Below are 19,471 nucleotides of genomic sequence, written 5' to 3'. Positions count from 1 at the left end.
CTACCCAACTTGCTCGATCTCCCCGCTGGCTGGGATAGCTGGAGTGACTGGCGCAAACTCCCTTCAACGGCTGGACTGGCGCAACCTCAACACCCTCTGGGGATCCATTTTGGCCGAGACCTTGAGCCGGCTGGGTTGTCGGGTGGCCGTGGTCTGTCCAGGATCCCGTTCTGCCCCCCTCACCTATGCCCTAGCCCAGCACCCTGAGATCGAGGCCATTCCAGCGGTGGACGAGCGGTCGGCGGCCTTTTTTGCCCTCGGCTTGGCCCAGCAAACTCGGCAGCCCATCCCTCTGGTGTGTACTTCCGGCAGCGCCGGCGCCCATTTTTTCCCTGCTCTCATCGAGGCGGCAGAAAGTGGTTGGCCCCTTTTGGTGTTGACGGCGGATCGGCCGCCGGAGCTGCGCCACTGCCGCGCCGGGCAGACCATTGACCAGGTGAAGCTCTACGGCCACTACCCCAACTGGCAGGCGGAGCTGGCCCTGCCCAGCGCCGACCTGGAAGCTCTGGCCTACCTGCGCCAAATGATCATCCACGCCTGGGAGCGTGCTCTCTACCCTTTCCCGGGTCCGGTGCATCTCAACGTGCCTTTGCGGGATCCCCTAGCTCCCGTTGCCGATGGCAGCACGGCGCCGCTGGTTCATTTGCAGGAAGATCCGGAGTTTGAGAAGACCTTTTTCCGCGGGGTTATCTCCCCATCTGGCCTGGTCACCCCGGCTGGCGGTTCTGCATTCGCGTCAACAGCTTCCTTTTGGCGGGAGTGGTGTGGCTGTGAGCGGGGGGTGATCTTGGCAGGGCCGGCCCAACCGGCAGACCCCCAGCGTTATGCAGAGGCGGTGGCCCGCTTGGCGCTGGCCCTGGGCTGGCCGGTGTTGGCGGAGGGACTCTCCCCTTTGCGCAACTACGCTTCCCTCAACCCCTACCTCATCACCACCTACGATTTTCTCCTCCAGGGAGAGCAACCTCCTCTTTGGCCAGAGCAAGTGATCCAACTGGGATCCTTGCCCACCAGCAAGGCGCTGCGGCAAACCCTAGCCCAAGCCCGACCCCGCACCTGGCTGCTCGATCCCCGGGCCCAGAACGCCGATCCCCTCCACAACCCCACCACCCACTTGCCCTTTGTCGTGGAGGAGGTGGCGGCAGGGATCCCGGCAGGCAAGGCCAAAGCAACCGCTTTTCTACAAACCTGGCTGCGGGCGGAAGCCAAAGCTCGGGCTGAGCTGGATCGGCTGCTGGCTGACCTGCCGGAGTGGTTTGAGGGCAAGATTGCCTGGTGGCTGGCCCATCACCTGCCGCCGGAGACGCCGCTATTTATTGCCAACAGCACGCCGGTGCGGGATGTGGAGTGGTTTTGGCCACCCAACGACCGCCATATCCGGCCTTATTTTAACCGCGGCACCAACGGCATCGACGGCATCCTCTCGACTGCCTTTGGGGTGGCCTACCGCCATCGGCCAACAGTGCTGCTGACTGGGGATCTGGCCTTTCTGCACGACTGCGGCGGCCTGCGTCTTGCCCAATGCCTCCAGGGATCCCTGACCATTCTTCTCATCAACAACCAGGGGGGCGGCATCTTCGAGCTGCTGCCCATTGCCGAGGCGGGCCCACCCTTTGAGCCCTACTTTGCGACTCCCCAGGCGGTGGATTTTGCCCTCCTCTGCCAGGCCCATGGCATCCCCCACCGGCGGATAGAGACCTGGGAAGAGCTGGCCCAGGCTTTGGATCCCTTGCCCGCCCAAGGGGTGCGGGTGTTGGAGATCCTTACGGATCGGCGGGCGGACGCGCGGCGACGGCAGGAGTGGTTCCGGCGCTGGTCTGAGCTGCCATCCACGCTGTAACCCGCTTCCAGATCTGTTCGGGCAGATCCTCGGCCTCGCAGTCCAGCCACTGGATCCCTGGCATGGCCCGAAACCAGGTCATCTGCCGCTTGGCAAACTGGCGGGTGCGCCGCACAATCAGAGGCTGCAGCTCTGCTTCTGGGATCCGCCCTTCCAGGTAAGCGCCGATCTCCGCGTAGCCCAAGGTCTGCAAGAGGGGCAGGTCTGGGCCGTAGCGCTGCCGCAGCGTTTTTACCTCCTCAATCCAGCCTGCCGCCAGCATTTCTGCTGTGCGCCGGGCAATGCGTTGTTCCAGACGGGGCATTGGGCAGTGCAACCCCAAGAGCAAAATGGGGTAGTCAGGAGGATGGGCCTGCCGCAGGTAGGAAGCCGGCTTCCCAGTGGTGTAGATGATCTCCAAAGCCCGCAGGGTGCGCACTTCATCATGAGGGTGAATCTGCCCCGCTGCCACAGGATCCAACTGCTGCAGCCAGGCGTAGCGGATCTCGGGCGGCCACGTCTCCAGTTGAGCGCGCAACTGAGGCTGGGGGGGAACTGCCGGGATCCCTAAGCCTGCCGTGATCGACTGAATGTAGAGCCCTGTGCCCCCCACCAGAATAGGAGTCTGTCCCTGCCGATGGGCTGCGGCAATGCGCGCCTGGGCCGCCTGCTGAAACTCGGCCACTGTATAGGTGTGGCGGGGATCCACAAAGTCAATCAACTCGTGGGGCCAGAGGGCCCGCTCGGCGGGAGTGGGCTTGGCAGTGCCGATGTCGAACTCCCGGTACACCTGACGAGAGTCGGCGTTCAACAGGGGGGATCCCAGCCGCTGGGCCAACAGCAGCGCCTGGCGCGACTTGCCGGTGGCCGTGGGGCCAGCGATGACGACAAGCCCCGGCCTTGCAGTCGAGGAGGGGGAGGGAGGTTCTCGACAGTCGCGCCCATTTGGAGACCGGTTTTGATCCATCCGCCGGCAAGAAAGTTCACCCAGGGCAGCAGATTAAAATTTTCAAAGAACCTTAGCGCTGTGGCTAGAATAGAACATCCGTAGTCTCTATCGTCTTCCCAGCTCTTCGAATTTCCCCGTGATCTCATCTTATGTCCCTGCTTCCGTTGCCATGTGGGGCGGGGCACGGCCTCGGTTTAAACTGCCCCTTGTCAAACTGCTTTTCCTGTTGCTGCGGGCCTCGGCACGGCTAGGTCTGGCCGGCCTTGGCAGAGCCCTCGGAGCAGGAATCCTGGCGGCGTTGCTGGCGTGGGAACCGCGCCCTGCCTTGGCAGAAGTTTTGGTGCTCAAGCAGGGAGAAGTGCGAACTTTGCCCCTATTGCAAACAAGTGCCCGGCTGCCCCTGCAGATGGAAATGCTCTATTTGGGCATGGTGGAGGAGCGCTTCTTGAGCTACGCCCGCGCCAACAATTGGGAGACGATTTCCAGCGACCGGGAGGATCCCCGCTGGAGCCGCTGGCAACTGCGCCCGGGCGGTGAGGCCCTTTACCTGCCGGATGCCCCTTCGTCGCGGGATCCCTTAGAGCCCCCCCTCTATGCCCGTGGGTTTTATGTAGAGGCCTACTTCATGGGCGGGCGGCTGGCGGGGATGCACCTAATTGACAATCCAGAAGAGCCGGGCTTCAATTTAAGGCAACTGCAAAGGCTTGTTCGCGCCTGGTTCCCCGATAATCGCCTGATGGTGTACTACCAGGTGCTGCCGGAGGATCCGGACCAGCAGGTGCTGGGCGCCTACTGGGGCACTGTCCCTCCCCCTTACCTTGCCACCATTCAGCGCAACAGCCGCCTGCCCTTCTGCCAGACCTTTTTCAGCCCCACTTCGCCCCAGCCCATCACGCCTCCTTCCACACCTCCCCATTGCCTAGTCCAGGCCGCCGGTGAGGACGGTACCGTGCCTTTGGCTGCCCAGAAGAAGACCAACGCTCTGCGCTAGAATTTCGAGCCCATCCTCCCACCAGAAGGGATCCCTGCCGCTGAGCCGTGGCCCTTCCCAATGGGCTGAGGGTGAGGAGCGCCAGGCCTTCTCCCCTCTCTTTTGCGCCTTGGCCTGAGAGGAGTCCAAGGGCAGGGTTTTCCCAGATCAGCTCAAATCAAACCGTTACCAGCTCGGGGCGGCGGCTGTGGCGAATGGCACGAATGGCTTCCCCGTAGTCCTTGGCCTTGAACACGGCTGAGCCAGCCACGATGGCGTTGGCCCCCGCCTCGATCACCTGCCAGGCGTTGCTGGCCTTGATGCCGCCATCTACTTCAATCCAGGGATCCAAGCCGCGCTCGTCGCACAGGGCTCGCAACTGGCGAATCTTGGGCACCACCGCCGGGATGAAGCTCTGCCCGCCAAAGCCAGGGTTGACACTCATGATCAACACCAGATCCACCAGATCCAGCACGTACTGGATCAGCTCCAGGGGGCTGGCGGGGTTGAGCACCACGCCTGCTTGCTTGCCCAGATCCTTGATTTGTCCGAGGGTGCGGTGCAGGTGAATGGTGGAGCTGGACTCGGCGTGAACGGAGATGATATCGGCCCCCGCCTTGGCAAAGTCGGCCACATACTTCTCCGGCTCCACGATCATCAGGTGCACGTCCAGGGGCTTGGCCGTAACCGGGCGCAGGGCTTCTACCACCAGCGGGCCGATGGTGATGTTGGGCACAAAGCGGCCATCCATCACATCCACGTGGATCCAGTCGGCCCCTGCCTCGTCCACCGCCCGCACTTCTTCCCCCAAGCGGCTAAAATCGGCTGAAAGGATGGAGGGGGCGACGACGATCGGCTTTTGCCCAGAAGCTGCTGACGGCTGAGTCATGGTGAGTATCCAAGTTGTAAACCGCAAAATAGGGGAGCTCGCTCCTCTATGGTACGGAGTTTGATCCCCTTTGCAAACTGCCTCTTGGCTCGGAGCCTAGGGTTGCAGGGGAGAGGTGGAGCCAGCACTGGCCTCGACCCACCGCCATCCCCGGAAAACTTAGGCCAGATGTCCCCAGAGATCCGGTGGCTGCGCGTTGCTCTGAGGCTCTGGAGCAGCCTGCTCTGAGGGAGCCGGGTTCACCTCTTCTTCCAGCCGCAGGGCCAGCTGCTGCAACTGCATATAGATGCTGTTGACAGCCAGCATGGCCAAGACGGTGCCGAAAAACTTGGTGCGGGATCCCATAGACCAACTCCTGGGTAAGAACCAAGATAGGACAAAGGTACGTTCCTCGCCGCTGCCCTAGCTCCAACTTAGCGCACAGGCGGAGCAGGCTCTTGGAGAAAATATGGTTTCCCTCGACAGATGCAAGCACTTTCCCGGAGCAATGTCATGACCGCCTCCCCAAAGCCCGCCTACCAGCACCTGCACACCGCCCTTTGGGTCAGCGATCTGGCCAGGGCCGAGCATTTCTACGGCACGGTGCTCGGGATCCCCAAGGCAGAACGGTTTCCCTTTGACTTTCCCGGCGCCTGGTACCAGGTGGGGTCTTCGCAGATTCACTTGATCGTCACTGAGGAGCCGCTTGACCAGGGGCAGCAAGCCAGTCGTGGCAGCAGGGCGAAGTGGGGGCGCCTTCCCCACGTGGCGCTGGGAGTGGAAGATCTGGAGGCGGTGAAAGCCCGCCTGCTGCAGGCAGGCTATGAGGTGCAGCCCAGCGCTTCCGGGCGGGCGGCTGTGTTTGTCCGCGATCCGGATGGGAATGTAATCGAGCTAAGCGCCATTGGCGCAACTGAGCCATGAACCCTCTCCCCCCAGCGATACCGCCTGTAACACCAGCGCGGCGTGGCGATAGGGATCCCCGCTGCCAGTTCGACCCGGCCACCGCCCTGGTCAGCGCGGCGCAGATGCAGCGCCTTGAGGAGGAGATCTTCGCTGCCGGCATGCCCGTGGCCGCCCTGATGGAAAAGGTAGGGCTGGCCGCTTTTGCCCAGTTGCAACAGGATTTTCCCCAGGCCCAGCGCATCGGCATCCTCTGCGGGACAGGGCACAATGGCGGCGACGGCTTGGTGGTCGGACGAGAGCTGCGGCTGGCCCAAAGGTCGGTGAAGGTGTGGCTGGGCAAGCCAGATCTCAAACCCCTGACCGCCGAGCACGCCCGCTACCTCAGGGCCCTGGGGGCGGAGTTTGTGGAGCGGGTGGAGGCGTTGGCCGACTGCGACCTGCTCATCGACGCCCTCTTTGGCATTGGCCTAAACCGGCCCCTGGGGGATCCCTGGGCGGAGGCGGTGGAGTGGGCCAACGGCAGCGGCATTCCCATCCTCAGCCTGGACCTGCCCTCCGGCCTCAACGACCAGACAGGCGAGATCTGGGGCTGCTGCATCCGCGCCAGCTACACCTATGCCCTGGGCCTCTGGAAGCGGGGCCTGTGGCAGGAGGCGGCTCTGCCTTGGGTGGGACGTCTGCGCCGCCTCGATTTCGGCATTCCCCCTTGGGCCTGGCCGGAGGTGGAAGTTCCCCAGGTGTTGCTGCACCCCTGGCCCCATTTCCCCCCCGATCCGCCTTTGGATACCCACAAATACCGCCAGGGATCCCTGTTGCTGGTGGCGGGATCGACAACCTATGCCGGGGCGGCGGTGTTGGCCGGGCTGGGATCCCGCGCCAGCGGCGTGGGCATGGTAACCCTGGCGGTGCCGGCAGAATTGAAAGGGCTCGTCCACAGCGCTTTGCCGGAAGTCTTGGTTCACGCCTGGGAAGGGATCCCCTCCCTGCTGGCCGAGAAACCCTTTCAGGCAGTGGCGGTGGGGCCGGGCGTGGGAGAAACCCGCCGTCTGCTGCTGGAGATCCTGCTGCAGGATTGGGCCGGGATCCCTTGGGTGATCGACGCCGATGGCCTCAACGCCTTGGCGGAAATAGGGGTGGAGCGCTTGCCAGAACACAGGATCCAAGCCATCCTCACCCCGCACCTGGGGGAGTTTCGCCGGCTTTTTCCGCACCTCCCGCTTTCAGATCGCATGGAGGCAGCCCAGAGAGCAGCAGCCCAGAGCGGGGCAGTAGTGGTCTTGAAGGGGGCGCGGACGGTCATCGCCTCTCCTACGGGGGAATGCTGGGTCAACCCGGAAAGCACACCGGCTTTGGCCCGCGGCGGCAGCGGCGATGTTCTGACCGGCCTGATCGGCGGCCTGGTGGCGCGCAGAAGGGCTCAACTGGGTCAGTCGATGGGGATCGCGGAGCTGCTCAGTTGCGCCTGTGCGGGGGTGTGGTGGCATGCTCAAGCAGCCATCCATTTGGCGGGGGAACGGGGTCTAACGGGCGTGGATCCGGCCCACCTGGCGGAGCACCTGCCGAAAGCGCTGCGGATTCTGCGGCAACAAAAGCCCACTTAAGGTTGCAAAAACCCCAGGGCCAGCCCCAGGAAAATGAACAGGCCAAAACCAATCCGATAGACAATGAACACCCAGGTGCTGCTGCGCTGCAAAAATCGAATTAGCCAGTCGATGGACCCGTAGGAGAAGACAAAGGCCGAGAGCGTCCCCAGCCCCTGCGACAGCAGCGCCTCTGCCCTGAACTCGGCGATAAACTCCGCCACCCCGGCCAAAAAGAGGGCCGGGATCCCCAGCAAAAAGGAGTAGCGGGCGGCAGCCGAGCGCTGCAAATCGAGCAACAGAGCCGCCGTCAGCGTCACACCAGAGCGGGATACCCCTGGGATCAGGGCCAAAGCCTGGGCCAGCCCCACCCAGAGCCCATCCCCAATGCCCAGGCTGTGCAGATCGCGCCGGCGCTTCCCCACCCGTTCTGCCCAGCCCAAAGCCAGGGCCAAGCCGATGGCGGCGGCGGCAACCACCCACAACTGCCGGGGCGGGGATCCCCAGATGGCCTTGACGGCCCAGCCCGCTATGACAATCGGCAGCGTTCCCACCAGGATCCCCATGAGCAGCCGCCAAGACTCCTCCTGGAAATCTCGCTTCTGCCAAGCCTTCCAGGAGCCGAGGAGCAACTGGCGCAGGTCAGAAGCAAAGTAGATCAACACCGCTCCCAGGCTGCCCAATTGGATCACCGCCGCAAAGGAAGCCCCCGCATCCGGCCAGCCCAGCAAAGCTGGAAACACCCGCAGGTGCGCCGTGCTGCTGATGGGCAGAAATTCCGTGATCCCTTGCACCATGCCCAAGACCAGGGCCTGCCACCAGTTGGGATACCAGATATCGGCCAGCACCAAAGAAAGCCTCTCCCAGTACGCCAGGCTACTGTCTGGAGGGGAGTTTCCCTCACCCCCAACCCCTCTCCCTTAGGGAGAGGGGAGATAGAGATGCCGCAGTACCTCACCAGCCTTGCCCTGTCTCTGAAAAGGGCTACGCCCGAAACCCCCTGTTCAGGGATCCACTCTCAAAACTCTCCCCCGCTCGAAGGGAGCTGCCCTTAGAAAGTGAGCCGCTCCGGATCGTCGATGGTGATGAGCCAGTTGCCCACATTGCGGAAGAGGGGGTTGGGCTCTGTCCCCCGTACCCGCGCCTCTACCCGGTAGATGCCGGCAGCGGAAGGATTGCGCACATTGGAGAGCACCAAGCGGATCTCCTGGCCGGCGGCAATGGGCTGACGGGCCACCACCTCCAAAGAGCGAAACTCCTCGTTCCAGTACACTTCCGCCAGCTCCACCGGCTTGCCCTCCACCTCTAGGCGCACGTTCTCCGGGTCGATGACGGCATCGAAATTTCTATCCCCGTTGATCTGCACCTCTGCCACCGCCACGTTCTGAGGCGGGATCGTCAGGCGATAGCGATCCAACCGACCGCGAATGCCGCGAAAATCCAGCCGGTAGCTGAGGACAGGTACCCCTTCGCTGCCGGTGATCACCAGGCCCGACTGCGCCGCTGCCGAAGGGGACAGCACCCCTACCAACAAGCCTGCCAAAATCAGCCTCGTCCCCAGCCGGGCCAAGCGGAGGCTCCACGAACGCTTCACTGCTCTCAACACCCAAACCTCCCAAAAGACATCAGTATAGGCACAACTTGCCGCTGACCTAGGGAGCAGCAAGGCCATGAGATTAAATTAAATTGCTATCCATTGTAAGGGGTGGGATCCCTTCTACCGAGAGCGCTCAAGGCCCACGCGGGTGCGGAGATGCGCAGTTTTCCCCGCCCCCAGAACCTTGCAGTCGCAACCCTGATGCTCTGCAACGTCCAGGAGCCTGGGGGATGGGCGTCGAAGGATATCACTTAAAGAAACTAAGTACCCCCACCCCGATCACCATCAGCACCCAGAGCAGGGATCCCACCAAAATCACATTCTTGGCCCGGCTCCAGTCGCTGGCCGAGCTGAAGAGCACCGGCACCGCCACCACCAACAGCAAGCTGTAAAGCACCAACACCAACAAAGCAATTTGGAAAATGAGCATCATGGTCTGGATCCCTCACAAAAGTCTTGTCTTGGATAAAAGCTCCCGACAACACCGGGCTGCCCAACCTGATCCGGCTCGCTGCGCACCGGCGGCAGGGTAGATAGGATAACGCTGTAAACTACCCGGCTCCGACCGCCCCCCCTTCCAGCCCCCCAACCCCCCGTATACGGGGGGCAGGGGGGCGGGGGGATTGAGGGGGGTACGGAGCGGGCTTTTGGTAGCCCTGCAGCTGGCAAGCCAACCACGAACCCCCCTCTTGTCCCCCCGCATGCGGGGGGATGTAGGGGGGCTGGTTTACAGCGACCCCCAAAAGTGCAATCACGTTGGCACCGTTCAAATCTGCATCCCCTTCCCGTTGCCCAATCCACAGGCACTGGTGGCAGGTCTGCGAGCTGTAGGCCGGCGAAACCACCACAACCTTCACCCCTGCCCGCATCGCCTTGTAGTGCACAAACTGCCGCAACTGGTAGAACGCCCAACTGTTTGCCCGCCGCCGCTCCGTCTTGCTGCGCGGCTGCCGGTTGACCCGATCCCGGATCCCGGTCAGGTCTTCCAAGGCAATAAAACGGTGAGTGGCCAGTGCCCTAGCAACAATCGACTTGGAGATGCAGTGGTTCACCCAAGTTTGAAAGCGTCTCTCCCGACCAGACAGCCGTTGCAGCAGTTGCTGACACCGACGTCGTGTACTGCGTGTGCCCTTGCTGGCCTTGCGTTGGAGAACCCCTCTCAAACGGGAGTAGTGGTCTCTGACCTGGTTCAACTGCTGTCCATTCCAGTTATCTCCCTCAGAGGTGTGGGCAATATCTCTCCTACCCAAGTCCACACCAATGGCCTTGACGGCGTGCTCCGGCTCCGGCACCTCAGACTCCACGCCAATCTGGATGGAGTAGGAGCCGCCTTGGCGCTTGACCAACGTGGCTGCTTTGGGATTTGAACCCGCTAGCAGGCCGCGCTGGTAGTGACCTATATCCAGTTCAAAGCGTTCCCGTCCCTCAACGGTGGTCAGCGACACCGTCCAGTCCTTCTCACGGAACGAGAAGATGCGGGCATCGTAGGTAACAAAGCCAGACTTGAACGCCTTGACTGGACGGTTTTTCTGCTGGGCAACCTTGCGGGCACCGGCTAACCTTCTGCACACCTGTTGTGCCAGGTTGCTGGATAGTCCGAAGCGGGTACGAATCTCGCGGTAGCAGAGAGATTGGAGCTTGACGGCGTTGACTATCTTCTCTGGTGTGTTCTCATTCACGCAGTTCAGTGCCTTTGCGAAGGCATCCAGGGTCGCATCCAGCTTGGCGGCTTGCGACACAGACACCTTGAGTTTGCAGGAGATAGTCAGGACTTGGGCCATGTCACGATTATACGTCGTCCGCATTCCTCCCGACCCTGACCGGCACGGCCCCCGGCCCCCCAGTCCCCCCGTATACGGGGGGATATAGGGGGGTACAGGGCGGGGCTCCTGCGGTTTCTAGCTGACTATACCAAAACTGGGATCCCTCTTTTGGCCATATCCGTCGGGGCAGCCATGGACGAATGAACTACCCAGATACGGACTGCATTCGGAAAGGGTTGAAGTCGGTTGCCACGTCAAAGTAGTCTTCCTGTTCTTGCTGCTTCAGCCAGCCGGTGATGACATAGGTCAGGGGCGTACAGACCGCCTCAACGGCACACTTGAACACGTAGTTGGAGACAATGAGGCTCATCAGACCGGGAAACACCCCCCAGAAGGCGATGAGAATAAACAGGCCCGTATCCACCGCCTGGCCCACCAGGGTGGAGCTGATGGTGCGTGTCCACAGCCAGCGTCCCCGCGTCCACACCTTCAGGCGGGCCAGCACATAGGCATTGGCAAAGCTGCCGCTCCAGTAGGCAATTAGGCTGGCCAGTACAATGCGCGGGGTAAGGCCGAGAATCTGTTTGTAGGCTTCCTGGTAGGGCCAGTCGGGGGCTGCCGGCAGGGATCCCACGATCATCAAGGTCGCCGACATCAGGGCCGCCGAGATAAATCCCAGCCAGATCACCCGCCGCGAGCGGGCATAGCCGTAGACCTCCGTGAGGATGTCGCCGAAAATGTAGCTGAGGGGAAAAAGGACGGTGCCGCCATCGAACGTAAACGGCCCCAAGAGCACGATCTTGGTGGAGGCGATGTTGGAGATCAGCAGCACAGCCACAAACAGGGCCGTCACCGCATCCAGGTGCCGATAGGCGCGCTCAAAAACCCTCTCAGACATCAGGATCCCCCCAACAGCTTGCGGATGTGCTTTAGCTCCTTGACGATCAAGGCCAAGCCCTGGCTGTGCCGTTCCACCTCGCTGGTGAGCTTACGGATCTGCTCTTCCAGGTTAGCGCTGTGGGATTCCTGACGCTCCAGGCGCTGGTTGAGATCAGAAAGCCGCGTCACCACTTCCCGCTGGATAAGGTTTTCCGTACCTTGGATGAGCAGCGTCTCGATGGCGGTGAGCTTGTTCAAGAGCAACTGGGTGTTGGTTTCCGATCCCGGCTCTGCTGCCGCCGCAGGGGCTACTTGCAGGGCCTTTTGAATGCGAGCCAGAAGAGCCTCCGCCTCAAACGGCTTTTCAATAAAATCGAAATCGACAAAAGGCTCAGGGACGCGGGCTGTTACCTGCTCTTTCATCCCCGACATGATGATGACAGGGGTATTCTTCAGGCTCTCTTCCTGCCGGATGGCCTGCAATGTGTCATAGCCGTCCATCTTGGGCATGACAAAATCCAGCAAGATCAGGTCGGGGTGATGTTTTTTGGCAGCCTCCAGGCCCGCTAGGCCGTCTTTGGCCTCCAGCACCTGAAACTGGTCAGCCAAGATGCTGGCCACCATCTTGCGGATCATGATGCTATCGTCAATGACCAACACCGTCTTGGCTGTCATGCTCGGGCGCCCCCTTTTCCCAATCTACTCGACCTGCTCAGCCTCTTCCTCCAGCGCATGAAGCATCAGAGGCGTCCTTCCTGGGACACCAATAGAGTACTCTCCCTCTCAGGGAAGTGGAGTGTTTACAGCTCCAATTTCGCCGGCTCTCCCAAGGCCCAGAACTTGCCGGTTTCGCATCGCTGCCTTGCTATAATCTAACGTAAACAAACATTAAGCATTCGCACCTTGCAGGGTTATGAGCTTACAGTTGAGCTCCGAGCTGTCGCTGCCGATCCCATCTCCAGTCGGAGAAGCTGCTTACCGCGCTTTTCAGTGGGGCAAAAATCTCTTTGGCTTTGCCCACAAGGCTCTCTCCACCCAGGCTTTGGAGCTGATGCTCTCTGTGCTCAGGGAGCTGCAAAGTTTTTCCTCTGGGAAGCCCCTACCGCCGCGGGAGCGGGTGAAGGTCAGCCCAGCTACTTTGCAAGAGTTGCGGGCTCGTTACGAACGGCTGCTACAGGTCGATTGGCAAGACGCCGAGGCAGGTTACTACCCTCACGCCCTTCTTTTCGATAACCCCTGGCTGGACTTTGCCCGCTACTACCCGCAGGTATGGCTGGATCTGCCGCAGATCACTCAGCGGGTACACAGCCGGCGCTACCAAGAGTTTTCTCCAGACATCTCCACCGAGGGCTATCCAAAATACTACCTGCAAAATTTTCATTACCAAACCAACGGTTACCTGAGCGACAGCTCGGCTGAGCTCTACGACCTGCAGGTGGAACTGCTGTTTGGTGGCGCGGCAGATGCGATGCGGCGACGGGTGATCCGCCTGCTCAAGGATGGTCTCGATCCTGCTCTATCCGACCCCCACATCCTCGACGTAGCTTGTGGCACCGGGCGCACGCTGCGCCTGCTGCGGGGATCCCTGCCCAAAGCGGCGTTGTACGGCCTGGATCTTTCCCCTGCCTATCTGCGCAAGGCCAACCGGCTGTTGCAGGAGTTGCCCGGGGAGCTGCCCCAGCTCATCCGCGCCAATGCCGAGGCCATGCCCTACGCCGACGCCACCTTTGATGCGGTTGTCAGCGTGTTTCTCTTCCACGAGCTGCCCGGCCCGGCCCGCCAAAATGTCATCAACGAGATGAGCCGGGTGGTGAAGCCGGGGGGCGCCATTGTCATCTGCGACTCGGTGCAACTGCTGGACTCGCCCGAGCTGGAGGAGACGATGGAAGCTTTTGTGCAAACCTTCCACGAACCCTACTACCGGGACTACATCCGCGACGACCTGGGGGTGCGCCTGCAGCAGGCAGGCTGTGAGGTGTTGCGCCGAGAAACCCACTACGTCAGCACTTATATCTTGGCCCGTAAGAGTTGAGCGCCCTTGCCAAAAGCTTAAGAGGGTAAGGAGATTCGCGGTCGCCTGGCCAAAGGCTGTATAGTAGTATCAGACACGAAACCTCGGATAAAAAGCTAGGTCATCAACGCCCTTAAGTGCAAGGCGTCAGAATCTTTTCTATACTTAGGCTCATGTCCCCTCCGTATGGATCCCTTCGTGCCGGCATCACTGCTCTCAAGCAGGAGCGCTACTTAGAGGCGATCAACCTCCTTGAGTCTTTCTGCTACTGCTGCTCGATTCACGAGAGCTCGCCCCGCCAGAAGGAGCGCAACGGTTCCAGGATAAACCCTGAGGAATGCGCTTTGGCGCGGGTAGCCCTGGTCATGGCCTATCAGGGCAGCGGCGACTTGGAGCGCTCGACCGCGCTCTGTCAGGAGCTGTTGGAGCAGGGGGAACCCTCCTCAACAACACCCCTCTGGGCGCAGGAATGGGCAGCTCAAGCTCTGCCCACCCTCAGGCAGGCTTCAGAGCAGTCTATGCCGCCTGAGGAGGTGATGGCGCGGCTGCCCGTCCCCCGGCAGTTGGAAGACTGTCAGACCCTGTGTAGCTCCCGCGATCCCGCCCCGCATTTACTCAAGTCTGCCAACTAATCCTGCCAGTAGGCTGAAGTTGGCAACTCTGGGTGAAGAGCCGACAGGAGAAGTTGTGTTTTCGCCAGGAGCGCGCCTCTAGGTGTTCGAGTCTCACATGTTAATCGTAGAGTATGCCTGCTGCTGAGCCCACCACCTACCACTTTATTGTTGCCAGTCTGTCTTTTTTGCGCTCTGAACCTCTGGAGGAAGTGCTGGAGGAGCGTCGCCGACACTACGAGGAGCACCATCGCTCCATCGATTTCTTTTGGGTGCCCCAGCCGGCTTTCATGGAAGCTCCAGAGCTGCGTCCCCTGCGCCACAAGTTAAAGGAGCCGCTGGGGGCAGTGGTCTCGACCAATGAGGATTTCATCCGTTGGCTGGCGGTGCGCCTCACTTTTGTGGAAAAGGGCAGCTTCGTGGCCCCCAGCGAGTCGATCCCGGATCCCTTGCGCTCCCTGTCCTTGGCAGAGGGTTGATGAGATCCTGCCGGCGCGACCGATGGGAGGTGTCGCCCCCTCCTCGAGACGGGCGCGCAAGTTTGATTGCGGGATGGGCCAAGATTAAGATCAGGGCACCTCTCTCCGTCCAGCAGCAGTGGCGGCACGAGCCGGCATGAAAAGCACCTGTCAGGGCCAAGGCGGGGGAGGGAGAAAGGTTACACGGGGCACTATGACTTTGGAGCGACGAGGGGACTGGCCGGAAGGGGAGGCGGAGGTCTGCCAGCGGACTCCTCATCTTCGGGATCTTCCTCCCACATTTCCTTCAACTGAGGTGCTAAAGTCGGAGGCCCCCCCACTTGAGCCGCCGGCAAGTCCTCCCTCCGGCTCGCTGGCGTGTTCGTCCGGGAATCCCTTGCCGGAGCCGCTCCCTGAGGATCCCAAAGACGACGGCCCAACCGAGAAGCTGAAGCAGGAGGATGCTGCTCTGGCCGGGCCAGGCCTGAGAAATTTCCTGGCCGTGCTGCGCCGACGCAATTTCCTGCTGCTGTGGATAGGGCAGGTGTTTTCCCAGTTGGCCGACAAGGTGTTGTTGGTGCTGCTGATTGGGTTGATCTCGAGGCAGTTTCAGCCGGAAGGGGCCTCCATCAGCGGCTGGGTGGCGGCGATCATGCTGGCTTTTACGCTGCCGGCGGTGTTGTTGGGCAGCCTGGCGGGGGTATTTGTGGATCGCTGGCCCAAGAAGGGGGTGCTGGTGCTCTCCAACGTGGTGCGCGGGATCCTGGTGCTGCTGTTGCCGCCGCTGCTCTGGCTGACGGCGGGGCGCAACTTTTGGCCAGGGATCCCTTTGGGCTTTGGCGGGCTGCTGTTGATTAGCTTTGCCGTGTCTGTTTTGACCCAGTTTTTTGCCCCTGCCGAACAGGCCACTCTGCCCCTGATCCTGCCCAGGCGGGAGCTGTTAGCGGCCAACTCCCTCTACACCACGACGATGATGGCTTCGCTGATCGCCGGCTTTGCCATCGGCGAGCCGCTGCTAACGCTGGCGGATCGTTGGGGGCGTGCGTGGTTGCCCGGCTGGGAGGTGGGGCCAGAGCTGTTGGTGGGGGGAGCCTACCTGTCGGCGGGAGCCCTGCTGCTGCTGTTGCAACCCCACGAGAAGCTGGAGCCCAGACCTTGGGAGGCTCCCCATCTCTGGGAAGATCTCAAGCTGGGCCTGGAATACATCGGGCAAATGCCCTTGATCCGCGCGGCCCTGCTGCAAATGGTGGTGCTCTACTCGCTGTTTGCGGCGCTGGCGGTCTTGGCGGTGCGCATGGCCGAGGTGACGGCGGAGCTGGAGGCAGATCAGTTTGGGGTGTTGCTGGCGGCTGCCGGCCTGGGCATGGCCATTGGGGCCTTTTGGGTGGGGCATACGGGCCGGCAGGTGAGCCGTCGCGCCTGGAGTGGGCTGGGATCCCTGTTGCTGTGTCTGTCCTTGGCGGCCTTGTCCTGGACGGAGGGGAAGCTGTTTCCCAGCTTGGCTTGGATTGCCCTGCTGGGCTGTGGAGGGGCGTTGGTGGCGGTGCCCATGCAAACCCTGCTCCAGGAGGAGACCCCCGAACATCTGCGCGGCAAGGTTTTTGGACTGCAGAACAATGCGGTCAACATTGCTCTCAGTTTGCCGCTGGTTTTGGCGGGGGTGGCGGAAACCTATTTCGGCCTTGCCTGGACGTTTCTCGGCCTGGCGGCCCTGACCGGGTCGGCGGGGCTGTACCTCTGGGGTCTGCTGGGCAGAGAGGGGCACAGATAAGTTTTTCTGCTGGATAGCTGCGACGTAGGGCTGGGTATCTGTCAATGCCTTGTCGGTCTGGGTTTCTCCCCTGAGAGGGGAGGAGCGGGCCGAGGTGGGATGCGAGTCTGCTACCCTTATAGAGGCTTTGGAATCGCACATCCCCTTGTAGATCAGCGTTCTGGCGCCGTAGGGATCCGCCCATGCACATCGCCTGGATAGGCAAGAAGGCACCTTTCTGTGGCAACGTCACCTATGGCCGTGAGGTGACCAACGGCCTCTTGGAGCGGGGACATCAGGTGAGCTTTTTCCATTTCACCAACGAAAGCCCCTCCCCCAGCCTGGAGGCCCCTGCTGTAGAGGGATCCCGTCCGGGGAGCCGTTGGCGTGCTGAGCTGGCGGGGCGGGATGTCTCCCTGCCCTGTCTGTACAAGTCGCAGATTTATACGATCCCAGCTCCCAACGCCAGGCGGCTGCTCACCCAGGCGCTGCGGGAGTTGCAGCCGGATCTGGTGCATGCCTCGCTGACGATTTCTCCCATCGACTTTGTCTTGCCGGAGATCTGTGCGGAGCTCAACCAGCCGCTGGTGGCCACCTTCCACCCGGCCTTCGACCGGCGGCGGCGCAACATTGCCTCCCGCACCCAATACCTGGCCTACCAGCTCTATGCTCCTTGTTTGGCCCACTACGACCGCACCATCGTCTTCTCGGAAACACAGCGGCAGATCTTGGTCAGGCTAGGGGTGAGCCGCGAGCAGGTGGTGGTCATTCCCAACGGCGTCGACGTGGATAAGTATTCGCCGGGGCCCTCCACCCTTAAGCAACGGTTGGGGCTGGAGCGGATCTTCGTTTACCAAGGGCGGATCTCGCCGGAAAAAAATGTGGAGGCCTTGCTCAAAGCCTGGAAGCAAGCTCAAATGGGCGAGAAGTGCGGCCTGCTCATTGTGGGGGATGGGCCGCTGCTCAATACCCTCAAGCCCTTCTACACCCGCCAGCACGGGATCCACTGGCTGGGCTACGTTGCCGACGAGCAGCAGCGCATCGAGATCCTGCGCGGATCCGACGTGTTTATCCTGCCCTCTTTAATCGAGGGGCTCTCTTTGTCGTTGCTGGAGGCGATGGCCTGTGGGGTGGCGGCGGTGGCCACCGACGTCGGGGCCGACGGCGAGGTTTTGGCCGATGGAGCCGGGATCCTGTTGGATCCGGCTCGGGTGACGGTGGAGCTGCAAACGCTGCTGCCCCTGCTGCGGGATCAACGGGAATTTACGCAACTGCTGGGGATGAAAGCCCGCCAGCGGGTGCTGGAGCGCTACACCCTCAGCCACAACCTCAGCCGGTTGGAGCAGCTCTACCAGGAGCTGTGCCGGGGATCCCGTCAGCGCCGCCGCGCGTAAGGAAGACTATTGGGATTGGGCTGAAACTTTTGCGACAAAGCTTTTGATATTTTTGCTAAACTGCATCGTTATGTTTCCAAGGGATTGCCTCTAAGTTCCCGATGGATGAGTACGGCCCGCAAAAAGCCTTTCCGGCGCAGCCCCCTGCCGGGCTGTCGGGTTCGTCCTGGACGGAGTCTTTGCTTGCCCAAGGCGCGGACAGAAACTCCTTTCCCGCCAACGTTCCGGCTGCGTCGCTGCCGCCCACCGACGAGCAGGGCGATCTGCGCTCGGCCCAAGCTGGCCCAGATGGGGATCCCGCCGGTGCGCCCAAGGCGGCCTCGGAGGAGAGAAAGCTGACGGAAGTGAAACCGGCCATCTTGCCCGCCCCGCCGAAGCCGGAGCCGGTGGCAGAGCTGGGGACAGACCAGCAGCCGATGCTGTATTTGCTGGGGGGATTGGCCTTTGCCCTGCGCTCCTTCAACAACCTGAACCAGATCCTAGAGCTCACGGCTTTTGTGGCCAGCCAACTCACCGCTGCCGACGGCGGCGCGCTGGTGTTGTTCAACCCCAACGGCACCATCCAGCTAGATCAACTGCATTGTTCGGACCTCGACCGCCGCGAGCAGATTCGCGCCGAGATGGAGCAGATCGCCCAAGCTCTGTCTGCGCAGGAGCCCATTTTAAAAACCGAGGGATCCCTGTCTGTGAAGATCCCAGCCCTGGAACATCTCTTGGACGAGCGCCTGCGCCAGAGTCTGGGGCCAGATGTCCGCCTGTTCGGGACGCCGCTGTTGATTCGCAGCTCCGTCCAGGGGCGCCTGTACGTCTTCAGCCGTCAGCCCGGCTACCAGTGGAATGAACGTCGCCAACAACTGCTGCGGTTGGTGGCTGACCAAGCGGGCGTGGCCATCGAGAACGAGCGCTTGACGGCGGCCTTGCGCCGCAAAATGGCCCTGGAAAAAGAAATGGAGATCGGCTCCTACATCCAGACCCAACTGTTGCCCCGCCAGTACCCCCAGGTTCCGGGCATTCGGCTGGCAGCCCGCTGCCGTGTGGCCAGCAAGGTGGGGGGCGATTACTACGATTTCATTAAGATACCCAGCGAGCGACCGGAAAACTCTAGGGCCGCCGCCGATGAGCCGGTTGGATCCCTGGCCCCTTCCCCTGAGCCATCCGAAGACTTTCGCCTGGCCATCGTAATTGGGGACGTGATGGGCAAAGGTGTCCCTGCCGGCATGTTGATGAGCATGACCCGCGCCATGGTACGGGCAGAAGCCCTCAACCGCCACTCGCCGGCCCGCGTTCTCCAACATCTCAACCGGGCCATGTACAGCGATCTGGAGAACTCCAATCGCTTTATCAGCCTGTTCTACTCAGAGTACGATCCCCGCTCCCGTCGCCTCTGTTTCAGCAACGCCGCCCACAACCCCACCCTCTGGTGGCGGGCCCGCAGCCGCGACATCCAGCCCCTCGACACAGAGGGAGCGCTGATCGGCTTGGAGGAACACAGCCAATACTCGGAAAGCTGCGTGCACCTGCAGCCGGGAGATGTTGTAGTTTATTATACCGATGGCTATGTCGAGGCCGCCAATACCCGCGGGGAGCGGCTGGAGACTTCAGGTCTGATGGAGGCCATCCAGCGGGCTGCCAGTCGCTACGAGTCGCCCGAGGAGATCCTGGAGAACCTTTTTGAGCAGATGGACGCCTTCCGGGGCCGCCAGGGATCCCACCCTGTTGTCCCAGGGCCGCCAGTGGATGCAGGGCTCTTGTTTCAGGATGAGATTTCCCTGCGGCCTGAGCCGGTGGACGATACGACGCTGGTGGTGTTGAAAGTACTGCCCGATTCTGAGCCAACCTAGCTACGAAGGTTCAAACTAAGGGTACCCTCTAGCTAGGGAGGCCACTTAGGTGGCGGCCCGCTTTCCCAGTTGACCTTT

At 61.7% G+C, this 19,471-nt stretch carries 19 protein-coding genes; 10 read left to right on the top strand and 9 right to left on the bottom strand.

All coding sequences use genetic code 11. The annotated features are described in order from the left end of the window. Window positions 1-43 precede the first annotated feature (43 nt). Complete coding sequence (gene menD, locus SYN63AY4M2_RS06800) at window positions 44-1,837, top strand: 2-succinyl-5-enolpyruvyl-6-hydroxy-3-cyclohexene-1-carboxylic-acid synthase (protein ID WP_099887286.1); 1,794 nt, start codon at window positions 44-46, stop codon at window positions 1,835-1,837. Here menD and miaA read toward each other — a convergent pair. Beyond that, window positions 1,761-2,783, bottom strand: coding sequence for a tRNA (adenosine(37)-N6)-dimethylallyltransferase MiaA (miaA, locus tag SYN63AY4M2_RS06795; protein ID WP_099887285.1), 1,023 nt, complete (start codon window positions 2,781-2,783; stop codon window positions 1,761-1,763). The two genes, menD and miaA, sit on opposite strands and share 77 nt — an antisense overlap. 307 nt (window positions 2,784-3,090) lie before the next feature. Here miaA and SYN63AY4M2_RS06790 point away from each other — a divergent pair, with 307 nt between their 5' ends. Further along, window positions 3,091-3,756: a hypothetical protein gene (locus SYN63AY4M2_RS06790; protein WP_240530508.1), complete on the top strand. Its 666-nt coding sequence runs from the start codon at window positions 3,091-3,093 to the stop codon at window positions 3,754-3,756. A 157-nt stretch (window positions 3,757-3,913) separates the two neighbouring features. Here the strand turns inward: SYN63AY4M2_RS06790 and rpe are convergent, their stop codons facing one another. Next, entirely contained in the window at window positions 3,914-4,624 is a 711-nt protein-coding gene (gene rpe, locus SYN63AY4M2_RS06785; RefSeq protein ID WP_011429006.1) for a ribulose-phosphate 3-epimerase, read from the bottom strand. Window positions 4,625-4,783: 159 nt separating this feature from the next. After that, window positions 4,784-4,969, bottom strand: a complete 186-nt coding sequence (locus SYN63AY4M2_RS06780; RefSeq protein WP_011429007.1) for a hypothetical protein — start codon at window positions 4,967-4,969, stop codon at window positions 4,784-4,786. Window positions 4,970-5,116: 147 nt separating this feature from the next. Here SYN63AY4M2_RS06780 and SYN63AY4M2_RS06775 point away from each other — a divergent pair, with 147 nt between their 5' ends. Both SYN63AY4M2_RS06775 and SYN63AY4M2_RS06770 read left to right on the top strand, forming a co-directional pair. Further along, a complete protein-coding gene (locus SYN63AY4M2_RS06775) occupies window positions 5,117-5,527 on the top strand; it encodes a VOC family protein (protein WP_011429008.1) in 411 nt (136 codons plus the stop codon). Then, window positions 5,524-7,110 carry a bifunctional ADP-dependent NAD(P)H-hydrate dehydratase/NAD(P)H-hydrate epimerase gene (locus SYN63AY4M2_RS06770; RefSeq protein ID WP_011429009.1) on the top strand — a complete coding sequence of 529 codons (1,587 nt, stop codon included), beginning with the start codon at window positions 5,524-5,526 and terminating at the stop codon, window positions 7,108-7,110. The genes SYN63AY4M2_RS06775 and SYN63AY4M2_RS06770 overlap by 4 nt, the downstream gene beginning before the upstream one ends. Here SYN63AY4M2_RS06770 and SYN63AY4M2_RS06765 read toward each other — a convergent pair. The 6 genes from SYN63AY4M2_RS06765 to SYN63AY4M2_RS06740 form a co-directional block, all read right to left on the bottom strand. Continuing rightward, the gene (locus SYN63AY4M2_RS06765) at window positions 7,107-7,937 is read right to left on the bottom strand and encodes an undecaprenyl-diphosphate phosphatase (protein ID WP_011429010.1); all 831 of its coding nucleotides are present in this window, start codon (window positions 7,935-7,937) and stop codon (window positions 7,107-7,109) included. The genes SYN63AY4M2_RS06770 and SYN63AY4M2_RS06765 overlap by 4 nt on opposite strands. Window positions 7,938-8,140: 203 nt before the next feature. Next, entirely contained in the window at window positions 8,141-8,695 is a 555-nt protein-coding gene (locus SYN63AY4M2_RS06760) for a DUF2808 domain-containing protein (RefSeq protein WP_228375387.1), read from the bottom strand. A gap of 238 nt (window positions 8,696-8,933) precedes the next feature. Then, window positions 8,934-9,119, bottom strand: coding sequence for a photosystem II reaction center protein PsbZ (psbZ, locus tag SYN63AY4M2_RS06755; protein ID WP_011429012.1), 186 nt, complete (start codon window positions 9,117-9,119; stop codon window positions 8,934-8,936). Window positions 9,120-9,237: 118 nt separating this feature from the next. Continuing rightward, the gene (locus tag SYN63AY4M2_RS06750; protein WP_099887284.1) at window positions 9,238-10,467 is read right to left on the bottom strand and encodes an RNA-guided endonuclease TnpB family protein; all 1,230 of its coding nucleotides are present in this window, start codon (window positions 10,465-10,467) and stop codon (window positions 9,238-9,240) included. Between the two features lie 187 nt (window positions 10,468-10,654). After that, entirely contained in the window at window positions 10,655-11,347 is a 693-nt protein-coding gene (locus SYN63AY4M2_RS06745; RefSeq protein ID WP_011429014.1) for a queuosine precursor transporter, read from the bottom strand. Further along, the gene (locus SYN63AY4M2_RS06740; protein ID WP_011429015.1) at window positions 11,347-12,003 is read right to left on the bottom strand and encodes a response regulator; all 657 of its coding nucleotides are present in this window, start codon (window positions 12,001-12,003) and stop codon (window positions 11,347-11,349) included. Before SYN63AY4M2_RS06740 ends, SYN63AY4M2_RS06745 begins: the two co-directional genes overlap by 1 nt. Window positions 12,004-12,241: 238 nt before the next feature. Here SYN63AY4M2_RS06740 and SYN63AY4M2_RS06735 point away from each other — a divergent pair, with 238 nt between their 5' ends. The 6 genes from SYN63AY4M2_RS06735 (at window position 12,242) to SYN63AY4M2_RS06710 (ending at window position 19,393) form a co-directional block, all read left to right on the top strand. Then, a complete protein-coding gene (locus SYN63AY4M2_RS06735) occupies window positions 12,242-13,360 on the top strand; it encodes a class I SAM-dependent methyltransferase (protein ID WP_011429016.1) in 1,119 nt (372 codons plus the stop codon). A 152-nt stretch (window positions 13,361-13,512) separates the two neighbouring features. Then, complete coding sequence (locus SYN63AY4M2_RS06730; RefSeq protein ID WP_049749696.1) at window positions 13,513-13,971, top strand: hypothetical protein; 459 nt, start codon at window positions 13,513-13,515, stop codon at window positions 13,969-13,971. A 113-nt stretch (window positions 13,972-14,084) separates the two neighbouring features. After that, window positions 14,085-14,429, top strand: a complete 345-nt coding sequence (locus SYN63AY4M2_RS06725) for an MgPME-cyclase complex family protein (protein ID WP_011429018.1) — start codon at window positions 14,085-14,087, stop codon at window positions 14,427-14,429. 376 nt (window positions 14,430-14,805) lie between these two features. Continuing rightward, entirely contained in the window at window positions 14,806-16,179 is a 1,374-nt protein-coding gene (locus SYN63AY4M2_RS06720; RefSeq protein WP_228375388.1) for an MFS transporter, read from the top strand. A gap of 182 nt (window positions 16,180-16,361) precedes the next feature. Continuing rightward, entirely contained in the window at window positions 16,362-17,552 is a 1,191-nt protein-coding gene (locus tag SYN63AY4M2_RS06715; protein ID WP_011429021.1) for a glycosyltransferase family 4 protein, read from the top strand. Window positions 17,553-17,653: 101 nt separating this feature from the next. Next, the gene (locus SYN63AY4M2_RS06710; RefSeq protein WP_228375389.1) at window positions 17,654-19,393 is read left to right on the top strand and encodes a GAF domain-containing SpoIIE family protein phosphatase; all 1,740 of its coding nucleotides are present in this window, start codon (window positions 17,654-17,656) and stop codon (window positions 19,391-19,393) included. Window positions 19,394-19,471 lie beyond the last annotated feature (78 nt).

Origin of the sequence: Synechococcus sp. 63AY4M2, from assembly GCF_002760475.1 — a bacterium.
Classification (GTDB): Bacteria; Cyanobacteriota; Cyanobacteriia; order Thermostichales; family Thermostichaceae; genus Thermostichus.
The sequence above is the reverse complement of the archived record's forward strand: the minus strand, read 5'-3'. Positions and strand labels throughout refer to the sequence as shown.